Raw genomic sequence first — 12,552 nt, forward strand, 5'->3', positions numbered from 1 at the left:
CCGGCTCCGGGGCCACCTCAACGCCGCCTTAAGCGGCCCGTAACTACCCTGACGTACCGTCAATTCACGGCCGCGGCCTCATTAGCGTCACCGGACAACACCCTCTCCGCACGACGCAAGGAGCCTGCCGATGGCCCCCGTCCGCCGCACCGCCGTCCTGCTGGCCGCCACCGCGCTGGCCGGCGCCCTCGCCGCCTGGCCCGCCGCCGCGCACGGCTCGATGCAGAACCCGCTCAGCCGCGTCCAGGGCTGCTACCTGGAGGGCCCCGAGCACCCCGGCTCGGCGGCCTGCAGGGCGGCGATCGCGGTGAGCGGCCCGCAGGGCGCCTACGACTGGATGGGCGTGCGGATCGGCGACGCGAACGGGCGGCACCGCGAGCTGATCCCGGACGGCAAGCTGTGCAGCGCGGGCGACCCCGAGTTCGCGGGCTTCGACCTGCCGCGCGCCGACTGGCCCGCCACCACGCTCACCCCGGGCGCGCCGTACACCTTCCGGTTCAGGGTCACCGCCGCCCACCGCGGCACCTTCCGGCTGTACCTGACCAAGGCGGGCTACGACCCGACCCGCCCGCTGCGCTGGGCCGACCTCTCCGACACGCCCTTCCTCACCGTCACCGACCCGCCGGCCACCGACGGCCAGTACGTGCTGCCCGGCACCGTCCCGGCCGGCCTGACCGGCCGTCACCTGCTGTACGCGATCTGGCAGCGCTCGGACAGCCCGGAGGCGTTCTACTCCTGCTCGGACGTCCAACTCGGCTCCGCCGCACCCACCACGGCCGCGCCCAGCACGGCCGCGCCGACCACCGCACCCGCCTCCGCGTCCGCGTCCAGCCCCGCGATCGGCGCCCCAACCGCCGCCGCTGCCGCCGCCCACGTGCACGACACCGCCACCGCCACCGGCCCCGTCCCATCGCCGACCCCGCTCCAGCTCGCCCAGACCGGCAGCACCTCCGCCAACGGCGTGCTGCTGTCGCTCGGTTCGGTACTGCTGCTCACCGGCGCCGCCTTCGCCGTCCTGCACCGCCGCCGCCCCAAGCACGCCCGCCGCGCCGGCTAGGCCCTCCGACCGACGGACCCGCCCCCGCCGGGCCTCCCCCAACAGGGGTCCGGCGAGCCGGGTGGCTTCCGCCGCTCCGGGGGACGGGAATGGTTGAGTGGACGGCATGAGCAGCACGCCCTCCGCCCCGTTCCGCGTCGGACTGATCGGCTACGGCCTGGCCGGCTCCGCCTTCCACGCCCCGCTGATCGCCACCACCCCCGGACTGCAGCTGGACGCGGTGGTCACCGCCAACCCCGACCGCCGCGCCCAGCTGCACCGCGACCACCCCGGCGCCCGCGCCCTCGACACCCCCGAGCAGCTGTTCGAGGACGCCGACCGCTTCGACCTGGTGGTGATCGCCTCCCCCAACCGCACCCACGTCCCACTCGCCCGCACCGCCCTGCTGGCGGGCCTGGCCACCGTGGTCGACAAGCCGCTCGCCGCGACCAGCGCCGAGGCGCGCGACCTGTGCGAATTCGCCGAGAAGTCCGGCCTGCTGCTGTCGGTGTTCCAGAACCGCCGCTGGGACGGCGACTTCCTGACCGCCCGTCGCCTGATCGAGGAGGGCCGGCTCGGCCGGGTGCACCGCTTCGAGTCCCGCTTCGAGCGCTTCCGCCCCAAGCCCAAGGCCGGCTGGCGCGAACTCGCCGACCCCGCCGAGGTCGGCGGCACCCTGTACGACCTGGGCAGCCACCTGGTCGACCAGGCGCTCGCCCTGTTCGGGCCCGCCGAGACGGTGTACGCGGAGATCGACGTCCGCCGCGACGGCGCGGTGGTCGACGACGACTCCTTCCTCGCCCTCACCCATGCCGGCGGCGTCCGCTCCCAGCTGTGGACCAGCGCCCTCGCCCCGCTCGCCGGGCCCCGCCTGCGCGTCCTCGGCGACAGCGCCGGCTACGTCAAGTTCGGCATGGACCCGCAGGAGGCCGCCCTGCGGGCCGGCCACCGCCCCGGACCGGGCAGCCACTGGGGCGACGACGACCCCGCCGCGTACGGCCTGCTCGGCACCGACGGCGACGCGGAGGCCGTCACCACCGACCCCGGCGACTACCCCGCCTACTACGCGGGCATCGCCGCCTCCCTCGCCCACCGCACCCCGCCCCCGGTCGACCCCCGCGACGCCGTCGCCACCCTCGCCGTCCTGGAGGCCGCCCGCGCCTCCGCCGCCACCGCGACGGTCGTCCGCCTCGCCTGACCCGCCGTCACCGGCCGGGAGACCCCGACTCCCGCACGCCGCCCGGCCGCCGCAGGCTCCGGCCCCGCACCGACCGGCCGTCAGGCCGTGGGCCAGCCCGCCAGGTAGGCGTCGATCTCGCCGGTGAGCCGGCGCTTGCCCGCCGCGTCGAGGAAGGAGGCTTCCACCGCGTTGCGGGCGAGCGCCGCGACGCCGGTCTCGTCGAGCCCGAGCAGCTTCGCGGCGACCGCGTACTCGGTGTTCAGGTCGGTGCCGAACATCGGCGGGTCGTCGCTGTTGACGGTGACCAGCAGGCCGGCGTCGACCATCTGGCGGATCGGGTGCTCCTCGATCCGCTCGACCACCCGGGTGGCCAGGTTTGAGGTCGGGCAGACCTCCAGCGGGATCCGGTGCTCGCCGAGGTGGTCCACCAGCGCCGGGTCCTTCACGGACTGGGTGCCGTGGCCGATCCGCTCCGCGCCGAGCTCCCGGATCGCGTCCCAGACCGTCTCGGGGCCGGTCGACTCACCGGCGTGCGGCACGCTGTGCAGACCGGCCGCCCGGGCCCGGTCGAAGTAGGGCTTGAACTGCGGGCGCGGCACGCCGATCTCGGGGCCGCCGAGGCCGAACGAGACCAGGCCCTCGGGGGCCAGGTCGAGAGCGAGGCGGGCGGTCTCCTCGGCGGAGGCGAGGCCGGCCTCGCCGGGGATGTCGAAGCACCAGCGCAGGACCACGCCGAGATCCTTCTCGGCGGTCAGCCGGGCGTCCTCGATCGCCTCCATGAAGGCGACGTCGGGGATGCCGCGGCGGACCGACGAGTAGGGGGTGACGGTCAGTTCGGCGTACCTGATGTTCTGCCGGGCCATGTCCTCGGCGACGCCGTAGGTCAGCGCGCGGACGTCCTCGGCGTCGCGGACCAGGTCGACGACGCTCAGGTACACCTCGATGAAGTGCGCGAAGTCGGTGAAGGTGAAGTACCGGGCGAGCGCCTCCGGGTCCACCGGCACCTTGCTGGCCCCGGCGTGCCGGGCCGCCAACTCGGCCACCACGCGCGGCGAGGCGGAGCCCACGTGGTGCACGTGCAGCTCCGCCTTCGGCATTCCCGCGATGAACGCCTCGATCCCCTGGACACCCTCGGCCACGGCACGCTCCCGTCTTCTCACCCGGACCGGACAGACCTCGCATGCTAACCCGGACCGGGCCCGGAGCCCGTCACCGCAGGGGCGTCACCGCGGGGACGTCACCACTTCGCGACGAGCTTCTTCAGCGCCTCCTGCGCCTGCGCCCGACCCTCGAAGACCTGCCGGTCGGGGTCGACGTCCACCCACACCGACACGGTGACGGCGCCCTTGCGGGCGACCACGTACGAGAACGGCCGGTCGGCGGTCCTGCCGCCGTCGGTGGTGTCGTACACGGCGAGGCCCTCCTCGGCGTAGACCTCGTCCGCGCCGGCCACCTTGGGCGACTCGATCGCGTGGACGGCCTTGTACGAGGTGCCGCCGTCGGTGTAGTTCTCGCAGCGCTTGTCGTCGGCCGCGACCTGGGCGATGTCCTTGTGCGCGGCGTCGGCGGTGGCGAACTGGTTGGCCGCGGTGTTGGCGAAGGTGGCGTCGGCCTCGTGGTCCTGGCGCACGTAGCGGACCACGGTGGCGGTGAGGCCCGGGACGGTGCCGTCCGCCTTGAGCTTGCAGGAGGCGTCCATGGTGTAGCGGGTCAGGTCGCCGCCGTCGTCACCGTCGCTGACGAAACCGCGGTCCCACTCCGCGTCGGTCAGCGCGATCTTTCCCAGCTTGGCCTGGGCGGCGGCCGCGTTCGGGACGGCGGCCGCGGTGGTCGGCCGGCCGGTCGCCTTGCCGCCGTTGGCGGGCGCCTTGGCCTTGCCGGTGGCCGACCCGGACGGCGAGGCGGCCGCCGAGGAGGAGGCGGAGGGCGCCGCCCCGGCCTGAGTGGCGGCCCCGCCGGCCGGGTCGTCGTCGTTGCAGGCCGTCAGCAGCAGGCCGGCCACCGCCAGCGCGGCGACCCGGAGGCCCAACTGTCGTGCACGCACCGTCATCTCGGTCAACTCCCCCATGAAGGAACGGCTCCGACCCCCCTGGCCGGGCCCGATCGGTCGCTCACCCTATCCAAGGGGTCGGTCGCACACCCACCGGGGGTCTCCGACGGACCGTCAACCTCCCAGCGCGGTACTGACGGTGTGGATCAGCAGGCCGGCCAGCGCGCCGACCACGGTGCCGTTGATCCGGATGAACTGCAGGTCGCGGCCGACGTTGGCCTCGATCTTGCGGGAGGCGTCGTCGGCGTCCCAGCCGGCCACCGTCTCGGAGATCAGCGAGGTGATCTCCTCGCGGTAGGTGGAGACCACGTACTCGGCGGCGTCCAGCAGCCAGCCGTCGGTCTTCGCCTGGAGCCTGCCGTCGGTGGCGAGCCGGCGGCCGAGCGAGCGCAGCCCCTCGGTGATCCGGCGGCGCAGTTCGCTGTCCTCGTCCTCGGCGGCGTTCAGCACCAGCCCGCGGACGGCCGCCCAGGAGGAGGCGATCAGTTCCTGCACCTCGGGGCGGGCCAGCAGGTCCGACTTGGCGTGCTCCACCCGGGCGATGGTCTCCGGGTCGTGCTGGAGTTCCTGTGCGAAGTCGGCGAGGAAGTTGTCGACGGCGCCGCGGGCGGGGTGGACGGGGTCGTCGCGGACGTCGGTGACGAAGCGCAGCAGTTCCTTGTAGACCCGCTCGCCGACCTGCTGGTCGATGAACTTGGGCGTCCAGCCGGGGGTCTTGGCGGTGACCCGGGAGACCACCTCGCCGTGGTGCTCCACCAGCCAGTCGTGGGCGCGCACCGCGATCAGGTCGACCACGCCGCGGTGGCCGCCGTCGGCGACGATCCTCCCGAGCAGCCGGCCGGCGGGCTCGGCGACCGAGGTGGCGGCGGCCCGGCGGGTGATCGCCTCGGCGACCACGGCCTGCACGTCCTCGTCGCGCAGCACGGCGAGCAGGCCGCGCAGCGCGGCGGCGGCCTCGCGGGTGACGCGTTCGGCGCTGCCGGGCGCGGACAGCCACTCGCCGAGCCGCCGGGCCACGCCGATCCGGCCGAGCCGGGCCCGGACCACCGGCGCGGACAGGAAGTTGTCGCCGACGAAGTCGCCGAGCGAGCGCCCGAACGCGTCCTTCTTGGTCGGGATGATCGCGGTGTGCGGGATCGGCAGGCCGAACGGGCGGCGGAACAGCGCGGTGACGGCGAACCAGTCGGCGAGCGCGCCGACCATGCCGGCCTCGGCGGCGGCCGCGACGTAGCCCGCCCAGGCGCCCGCTCCGGCGGAGTCCGCCCAGGTGGCGAGCGCGAAGACGGCCGTGGCCAGGCCGAGCAGGCCGGTCGCGATGGTCTTCATCCGCCGTACGCCGCGCCGCTTGGCCTCGTCGGCGGCGGTGAACCTGACTCCGGAGGCCGTCTCGTCCACACTCACACCGTCAGATTGGCACACCGGTCGCACGAAATGATCGCCGCCTCGCGAATCCGCCGCCCCCGACGACCCGTCAGCCGCCCCGGGACGGCTCGGCGCCCGGGCCGGCGGCGAGCCGCACCCCGGCCGGCGCGGCGGCCGTCCCGGCGTAGATCCGGGCGATCACCTCCTCGATGGCCGGCTCCCGGACCGACAGGTCGACCAGCGGGTACCGTTCGGCGACGGCGGCGACCAGCGGCGCGGCGCTCTGCCGGGCCGGGAACGCCAGCCACTGGCGCGGACCCTCGACCTTGACCACCCGGACGCCGGGCAGCTCGATCGGCGGCCGGGCCTCGGCCAGGTCGACCACCAGGGTGCGTTCGCTCTCCCCGGCCGCGTGCAGCTGCTCCAGCGGGCCGTCCAGCACCAGCCGGCCGTGGTCGATCACCATCACCCGGCCGCACAGCTGCTCGATGTCGGTGAGGTCGTGGGTGGTGAGCAGCACGGTGGTGCGCCGCTCCCGGTTGATCTCGCGGAGGAACTCGCGGACCTTGGCCTTGCTGACCACGTCCAGTCCGATGGTCGGCTCGTCCAGGTACAGCACGCTGGGGTCGTGCAGCAGTGCGGCGGCCAGGTCGCCGCGCATCCGCTGGCCGAGCGAGAGCTGCCGCACGGGGGTGTCCAGCAGCTCGCCCAGGTCGAGCAGTTCGACGCACCGGGCGAGGTTGGCCCGGTATCTGGCGTCCGGGATGCGGTAGATCCGCCGGGCCAGTTCGTAGCTGTCGCGCAGCGGCAGGTCCCACCAGAGCGTGGTGCGCTGCCCGAACACCACGCCGATCCGCCGGGCCAGGGCGGCCCGCCTGGCGGCCGGGTCGACGCCGGCGACCCGCAGCCGTCCGCCGCTCGGCACCAGGATGCCGGTGAGCATCTTCACCGTGGTCGACTTTCCGGCGCCGTTCGGCCCGATGTAGCCGACGCACTCGCCCTCCTCGACGCTGAACGTCAGCCCGTCGACGGCCCGCACCTCGCGCTTGTCCCGCCGCCACCGGCCGTTCCCGGTGCGGACGGTGAAGCTCCGCCGGACGTCCTCGACCTCGATCACTGCCACGGTGTCCCCTCCCTCGTCCCGGTTCTGGTCAGTTCCCGGTGGACCGGTACGCGCGCAGCCCGGCGCGCCAGGCCAGTGCGGCCGCCAGCACGCACAGCGCGGCGGCCAGCGGCGAGGCGAACCGGAACCCGCCCGGCAGCCCGAGCGGGTCGGGCCGGTCCAGCACGTACAGCGCGGGCAGCCAGTTGACGAACGCCAGCGGCACGCCGAACACGGTGCCCGCGACCACCTCCTTGGCGAACACGGTCGGCGGGTACTGGAGCAGCGTCGCCCCGCCGTAGGTCACCGAGTTCTGCAGCTCGGCCGCGTCGCCCCACCAGAACTGCACGCAGGAGCAGGCCACGAAGATCGCGCAGAAGATCACCGTGCCGGTCAGCAGCAGCCCAGGCACCATCAGCGCCTTTCCCCAGGTCCACCGCACGTCCAGGGCGGTGATCGACCAGCCGAGCACCGCCAGGGCCTGCACCAGCCGGCCGATCCGGCGCAGCGAGAAGCGTTCGGCGGCGAGCTGCGCCAGTGCCGGCGCGGGCCGGACCAGCATGGTGTCCAGGGTCCCGGACCTGACCCGCTCGCCGAGCGCGCTCACCGACCCGACCAGCACGTTGGCGGCGCCCAGCGCGGCGGACGACGTGCCGTACAGGAAGGCCGCCTCCGGCAGCCGCCAGCCGGCCAGTTGCGGGGTGTGCCGGAACATCAGGACCAGCACCGCGAAGTCCAGGAAGGTGATCAGCACGTTCGCCGCCAGGCTCAGCGCGAAGGACGCCCGGTAGGCCAGCATGGAGCGGGCCCACATCGCGGCGATCAGCCACCACGCGCGCACCGCCCAGGCCGCCCTGGCCGCGAGGCTCTCGGTCTCAACCACCCTGCACCACCACCTTGCGCACGGCGAGCGCCTGCACCGCCCGCCCCAGCGCCAGCAGCACGACCCCCCAGGCCAGTTGGAATCCGTAGAGCTCCAGCAGACCGGTCCCGGTGCGCCGTTGCAGCAGCACGTCGGCGGGCAGCTGCACCATCGCGGAGAACGGCAGCACCCGCGCCAACTCGCCCAGCAGGCCCGGGAACAGCGCGAGCGGCAGCAGCGTCCCGGAGAAGAACATCGCCACCACCGTCATGGCCGCCCGCACCCCCTCGGACTCCTGCAGCCAGAAGCCGGTCAGCGACACCAGGAACCGCAGCCCGAAGCTCACCAGCAGCGCGAGCGCCACCGCGACCAGGAACTCGCCCCACACCAGCGGGTCCCGAGGGAGCCGCAACTCGAACAGCACCGCCCCCGCGAGCATCGGCGCCGCGCCCCTGGTCACCAGTTGGAAGCCGGCCCGCCCCGCGTCCGCCGCCAGCCACCACCCCTGGAAGTCCACCGGCCGGTACAGGTCGATCGCGATGTCCCCGCTGCGGAACCGCGCCTGCAGGTCGTCCTGGAACCCGCCGCCCCACACCGCCACCGTCACCAGCAGCGCCTGGCTGATCCAGATGTACGTCACCGCCTGCCGCGCGTCGTACCCGCCCAGCCCCGGCCTGGCCCGCCACAGCGCCAGCATGGTCGAGGCCAGGATCACCCCGAACACGGTGTTGGTGACCGCCCCCGCCACCGTCGCCGCCCGGTACGTCGCGTACCGGCGGAACGCTCCGCGGGCGACCGCCAGGTAGACCCCCACCACAAGTCTCCTTGTCGACATTCGTGGTCCGCCGATGCCGAACCGATCAGGGGCGTGCGGGCCGCTGAGCCCCGCACGCCCCTGAAGTGGTACCCCTCCGCCTACAGGTACAGACCCGTCGAACCCTCGATGTCCCCGAAGCGTCCGGCCGCCACCGCGTGCAGGTCGCGCTCGCGCAGCAGGACGTAGGTGGCTCCGCGGACCTCGACCTCCAGCTTGTCCTCGGGGTCGTAGAGGACCCGGTCGCCCGGTTCCACCGACCGGACGCTCTGGCCGACGGCCACCGCCTCGGCCCAGGCGCAGCGCCGGGACAGCTCGGCGGTCGCCGGGATCAGGATGCCGCCGGTGGAGCGGCGCTCGCCCTCGCCGGTCTCGGTCTTCACGAGCACCCGGTCGTGCAGCATCCGGATCGGGAGCTTCTCCCCCAGCCGGTCGTGCCGCGTCTGGTCGCCGTTCCCGGCCGTGCTCTGCGTGTCGTTCTCGCTCACGCCCCGACCGTACCCGACACCGGAAACGGCGGGGTCCCGGGCACCTGCCCGGGACCCCGCCGAGAACGGCCCGTCAGCCCTTGCGCCGGCGGCGCGCCGAGGCGATCAGCAGCACCACGCCGACGCCGACCAGTGCGGCGGGCACCACGCGCTCCGCCCGCAGCCGCCCGTCCTCGTCGACGAACTCCGCCTTCACCCGCTCGACGGCGCCGCTCGCGGCCACGTACGCCTTCCCGGCCTTCTGCTCGACCGAGGCGCGGACCTTGGCCTTGGTCTGGGCGGCGACGGTGGCCGGGTGGACGCGCATCGCGAGCTCGTCGAGGGTCGCGGCGAGCCGGTCCCTGCTCCCGGCGATGTCCGCCTCGATCTGGGACGTCGTGCGTGGTGCCGACGTGTCCTTGCCGCTCCCTGCCACTGGGGCCACCCCATCTCTGTTACCGCTAGGTACTTCTTCTCCTCCGACAGTCTGTCAGCTCCCCGCCGCGCACGCGCAGCGCCACCCACCAACGGGAGTAGGTTGGCTGGCAGCACGACCACCGCACCGGTTCCGAGGAGACGCACCCCAGTGAGCGAGCGCCTGCAGGCGGGCGACACCGCCCCCGCCTTCACCCTGTCCGACGCCGACGGCAACCAGGTGTCGCTGGCCGACCACCTGGGCCGCAGGGTGATCGTCTACTTCTACCCGTCGGCCCTGACCCCGGGCTGCACCAAGCAGGCCTGCGACTTCACCGACAACCTGGAGGTGTTCGCGGGGGCCGGCTACGACGTCATCGGCATCTCCCCGGACAAGCCGGAGAAGCTCGGCAAGTTCCGTGAGCAGGAGAACCTGAAGGTGACCCTGCTGTCCGACCCCGAGCACCGGGTGCTGGAGGCGTACGGGGCGTTCGGCGAGAAGACGAACTACGGCCGCACCTACCAGGGCGTGATCCGCTCGACGGTGATCGTCGACGAGGCGGGCAAGGTGGAGCGGGCGCTGTACAACGTCCGGGCCACCGGCCACGTCGCCAAGCTCCTGAAGGACCTGAAGGTCGGTCAGTAGCGCCTGCACACAGCAGCGGTGGCGGCCGACCCCCCGACCGGGTCGACCGCCACCGCCGTTCATGGGCTCGGGATCAGCAGGCCCCGAGGTCCGTCCAGACGCCCCAGGCGCCGCTCAGCGAGGGGTCCTCGCCGGTGGTCCACCACTTGTTCTGCCAGTAGTGGCCCTTCCACGACACCTTGGTGGTGGTGGCGTAGACGGCGCCCGCGGCCCAGCTCGGGGCGCCCGAGCAGGTCCCGGTGCTGGCCGAGGCGGACGGCGAGGCCGACTGCGAGGCGGAGGCCGAGGCCGACGGGGACGCCGACCGGGAGGCGGAGGCGCTGGCCGAGGCCGACGGCGACGCGGACTGCGAGGCCGAGGCGGACGCGGAGACCGAGACGGACGGCGACGGCGAGGAGGTGCTCGCGGTGGTGCCGCGGGTGAAGTCGCCGGTGATGCCGTACAGCGTGCCGCCGACGTTCACGGTCCAGTTGGCGGGGGTGGAGACCGGCAGGTAGTAGACGAACGCGACGTCCACCGAGGCGCCGGGCGCCAGCGTCTGCCAGGTCGGCAGCTTCAGCGAGACCCGGTTGTAGGTGCCCTTCAGACCGCCGACGTTGCTGCCGGTGTGGTCCGCCCGGATGACCTTGGAGCCGAAGCCGGACTGGTCCGCGGCGTTGCTGGGCGCGGAGACCGAGTAGTCGAACTGGAACTCGGTGCCGCCCGGCAGGGTGGTGGTCGAGTTGTTGACGATGTGGATCTTCGGGTTGATCGGGTAGTTGTTGTCGCCCAGCGCGAAGTCGGTGAACGACACGTCGATCGGCAGGGTCTGCTGCGGCAGCGCGATGGTGGAGCGGGTCGCACCGTACGCCGAGGCCGCCTTGAACTTGTCGTACAGCAGCGAGGTCATGGTGTTGCCCTGGACGTACTCGCCCTTGCCGCCGTTGGCGGTGGCGTCCCACTTGTAGTCGCCGGCCAGCTCCCAGATCATCGCGCCGCCGACGCCCTGGTTGACCAGGTAGTCCGCCTTCTGCGCGATCGACTGGTCGTCCTCGGTGGAGAGGTAGACCTTCTTGTTGGCGTTCCACAGCCACGACGACGCGAGCGCGGTGCTGTAGTTGCGGGAGTAGGCGCCGTTCAGCGCGGTGTCGGTGACGCCGTACTTGGCCAGGTAGTCCGGGACGACGCCGGCTTCCAGGTTCTTGGCGTGCCACATCGGGTTGGAGCCGGCGGGCGACTCCTTGCCGTTGGTGTCCAGGTCGTGCCAGATGTTGTCGATGCCGACGGCGCCGTCACCACAGGTGGTGAGGCCGGATCCGGCCGGGCAGTTGGTGGTGGAGGCGGTGCCCCACAGGCCGTTGGTGCCGCCGGTGACGTTCTGGAAGCCGCGGGTGTAGTACGGCACGCCGAGGTTGATCCGGCCGGCCGGCATCGCGCCGCGGAAGTAGTGGACGGCCCAGTCGCCGTTCAGGTAGCCGATCCCGCCGTACTGCGAGGTGCCGTAGACGTTGGCGGCCGCCAGTTCGGCGTCCTTGCCGTCGTCGTACAGCGCGGCGTTCGGGCCGACGTACTTGTTCCAGGCGCCGTGCAGGTCGTACGACATGACGTTGACGTAGTCCAGGTACTGGGTGACCTGGAAGGTCTCCATGCCGCGCAGCAGGTAGCCGGAGGAGGGGGCGGCGACCGACAGCAGGTAGTACTTGCCGTCGGCGGCGGAGGCCCGGTCGAGCTTCTCGCGCACGGTCTTCAGCAGCGCCGCGTAGCCCTTCATCAGCGAGGCGCGCTTGGCGTTGCTGAGGGAGTAGTCGAGCGGGTTGCCGGCGTCCTTCATCGAGGTCGGGTACTCGTAGTCGAGGTCGACGCCGTTGAAGCCGTACTTCTTGATGAAGGCGACCGCGGAGTCCGCGAAGGTGTTGATGCCGGCCTGGTTCACCGACCCGTCCGCGTTGACGGTCATCGAGTAGAAGCCGCCGGAGTTCACCCGGGTGCCCGAGTCGTCGAAGTAGCCGCCGGTCTCGGCCCAACCGCCCACCGAGATCATGGTCTTGACGTTCGGGTACTGCTTCTTGAACTTGCTGAGCAGGTTGAAGTGGCCCTTGTACGAGTACGCCGGGTCCATCTCCGCGCCGGCCACGCCCGGGAAGGTCATCCCGGTGGAGGCGTTGTTCGCGCTGTCCGCGCCGACCGACAGCGTGTTGTCGGAGGCGACGTGCGCGAACGCGTAGTTGAGGTGGGTGACCTTGTCCCAGGGGATGTTGTTCACCAGGTAGGCGGGCGTGCCGTCCTTGCCGGTGCGCCAGCTGGTGAAGTAGCCGATGACGCGGCGCTGGTGGTCGGCGCCCATCTGCTCGCGGCCACTGCTGTCGTAGACGTTGCAGTAGGGGACGTCGACGCCCGGCGTGGTGTACATGCCGTCGGGACGGCACGCCTGGTTGTCGACGGCGGCGGCGGACGGCGCGACGCCGAGCGTGGCCATCAGCAGGCCCGCCAGCCCCGCGGCCGCGGTGGTGGCGAACGCCACCTTCCGGCCGGTCTTCTGACGGCCCGCAGCGGTGGGACGCTGCTCCGTCGTGTTTCGGATCAACACTCGGTCCTCCTGGAGAGAGTGTCGTGCGCAGGGCCGTGGGAAGCCGTGCGCAT

Annotated in this window: 12 protein-coding genes; 3 read left to right on the forward strand and 9 right to left on the reverse strand. The window is 72.8% G+C overall.

Annotated elements, in window-relative coordinates:
- Positions 1-130 precede the first annotated feature (130 nt).
- The gene (locus BX266_RS12585) at positions 131-1,057 is read left to right on the forward strand and encodes a lytic polysaccharide monooxygenase (RefSeq protein WP_099899396.1); all 927 of its coding nucleotides are present in this window, start codon (positions 131-133) and stop codon (positions 1,055-1,057) included.
- A gap of 106 nt (positions 1,058-1,163) precedes the next feature.
- On the forward strand, positions 1,164-2,234 hold the full coding sequence (locus BX266_RS12590; protein ID WP_099907770.1) for a Gfo/Idh/MocA family oxidoreductase: 1,071 nt from the start codon (positions 1,164-1,166) through the stop codon (positions 2,232-2,234).
- Between the two features lie 80 nt (positions 2,235-2,314).
- On the opposite strand, the gene BX266_RS12595 is transcribed toward BX266_RS12590, so the two are convergent.
- The 8 genes from BX266_RS12595 to BX266_RS12630 all read right to left on the reverse strand — a co-directional run bounded on the left by BX266_RS12595 (position 2,315) and on the right by BX266_RS12630 (position 9,309).
- Positions 2,315-3,355: an adenosine deaminase gene (locus BX266_RS12595; protein ID WP_259464675.1), complete on the reverse strand. Its 1,041-nt coding sequence runs from the start codon at positions 3,353-3,355 to the stop codon at positions 2,315-2,317.
- A gap of 98 nt (positions 3,356-3,453) precedes the next feature.
- Positions 3,454-4,284: a hypothetical protein gene (locus BX266_RS38565; RefSeq protein ID WP_180290469.1), complete on the reverse strand. Its 831-nt coding sequence runs from the start codon at positions 4,282-4,284 to the stop codon at positions 3,454-3,456.
- Between the two features lie 96 nt (positions 4,285-4,380).
- A complete protein-coding gene (locus BX266_RS12605; RefSeq protein WP_259465088.1) occupies positions 4,381-5,661 on the reverse strand; it encodes a DUF445 domain-containing protein in 1,281 nt (426 codons plus the stop codon).
- A 76-nt stretch (positions 5,662-5,737) separates the two neighbouring features.
- Positions 5,738-6,751, reverse strand: a complete 1,014-nt coding sequence (locus BX266_RS12610; RefSeq protein WP_099899398.1) for an ATP-binding cassette domain-containing protein — start codon at positions 6,749-6,751, stop codon at positions 5,738-5,740.
- 28 nt (positions 6,752-6,779) lie between these two features.
- Positions 6,780-7,613: an ABC transporter permease gene (locus BX266_RS12615; RefSeq protein WP_310794778.1), complete on the reverse strand. Its 834-nt coding sequence runs from the start codon at positions 7,611-7,613 to the stop codon at positions 6,780-6,782.
- The gene (locus BX266_RS12620) at positions 7,606-8,427 is read right to left on the reverse strand and encodes an ABC-2 family transporter protein (RefSeq protein ID WP_099899400.1); all 822 of its coding nucleotides are present in this window, start codon (positions 8,425-8,427) and stop codon (positions 7,606-7,608) included. The genes BX266_RS12615 and BX266_RS12620 overlap by 8 nt, the downstream gene beginning before the upstream one ends.
- An 80-nt stretch (positions 8,428-8,507) precedes the next feature.
- Entirely contained in the window at positions 8,508-8,810 is a 303-nt protein-coding gene (locus BX266_RS12625; protein ID WP_099907778.1) for a co-chaperone GroES, read from the reverse strand.
- 157 nt (positions 8,811-8,967) lie between these two features.
- Positions 8,968-9,309 (reverse strand): DUF3618 domain-containing protein, encoded by a 342-nt coding sequence (locus BX266_RS12630; protein ID WP_099899402.1) that lies wholly within the window; start codon positions 9,307-9,309, stop codon positions 8,968-8,970.
- 150 nt (positions 9,310-9,459) lie between these two features.
- Here BX266_RS12630 and bcp point away from each other — a divergent pair, with 150 nt between their 5' ends.
- A complete protein-coding gene (bcp, locus tag BX266_RS12635) occupies positions 9,460-9,933 on the forward strand; it encodes a thioredoxin-dependent thiol peroxidase (RefSeq protein WP_099899404.1) in 474 nt (157 codons plus the stop codon).
- Positions 9,934-10,006: 73 nt separating this feature from the next.
- Here the strand turns inward: bcp and BX266_RS12640 are convergent, their stop codons facing one another.
- Positions 10,007-12,388, reverse strand: coding sequence for a chitinase C-terminal domain-containing protein (locus tag BX266_RS12640; RefSeq protein ID WP_259465089.1), 2,382 nt, complete (start codon positions 12,386-12,388; stop codon positions 10,007-10,009).
- Positions 12,389-12,552 lie beyond the last annotated feature (164 nt).

Source organism: Streptomyces sp. TLI_171 (assembly GCF_003610255.1).
GTDB lineage: Bacteria > Actinomycetota > Actinomycetes > Streptomycetales > Streptomycetaceae > Kitasatospora.

What these genes read in the sequence shown, in the direction of transcription:
- BX266_RS12585 (WP_099899396.1), top strand. Translation starts at nt 131, where the DNA reads ATGGCCCCCGTCCGCCGCACCGCCGTCCTGCTGGCCGCCACCGCGCTG.
- BX266_RS12590 (WP_099907770.1), top strand. Translation starts at nt 1,164, where the DNA reads ATGAGCAGCACGCCCTCCGCCCCGTTCCGCGTCGGACTGATCGGCTAC.
- BX266_RS38565 (WP_180290469.1), bottom strand. Translation starts at nt 4,284, where the DNA reads ATGGGGGAGTTGACCGAGATGACGGTGCGTGCACGACAGTTGGGCCTC.
- BX266_RS12620 (WP_099899400.1), bottom strand. Translation starts at nt 8,427, where the DNA reads ATGTCGACAAGGAGACTTGTGGTGGGGGTCTACCTGGCGGTCGCCCGC.
- BX266_RS12625 (WP_099907778.1), bottom strand. Translation starts at nt 8,810, where the DNA reads ATGCTGCACGACCGGGTGCTCGTGAAGACCGAGACCGGCGAGGGCGAG.
- BX266_RS12640 (WP_259465089.1), bottom strand. Translation starts at nt 12,388, where the DNA reads ATGGCCACGCTCGGCGTCGCGCCGTCCGCCGCCGCCGTCGACAACCAG.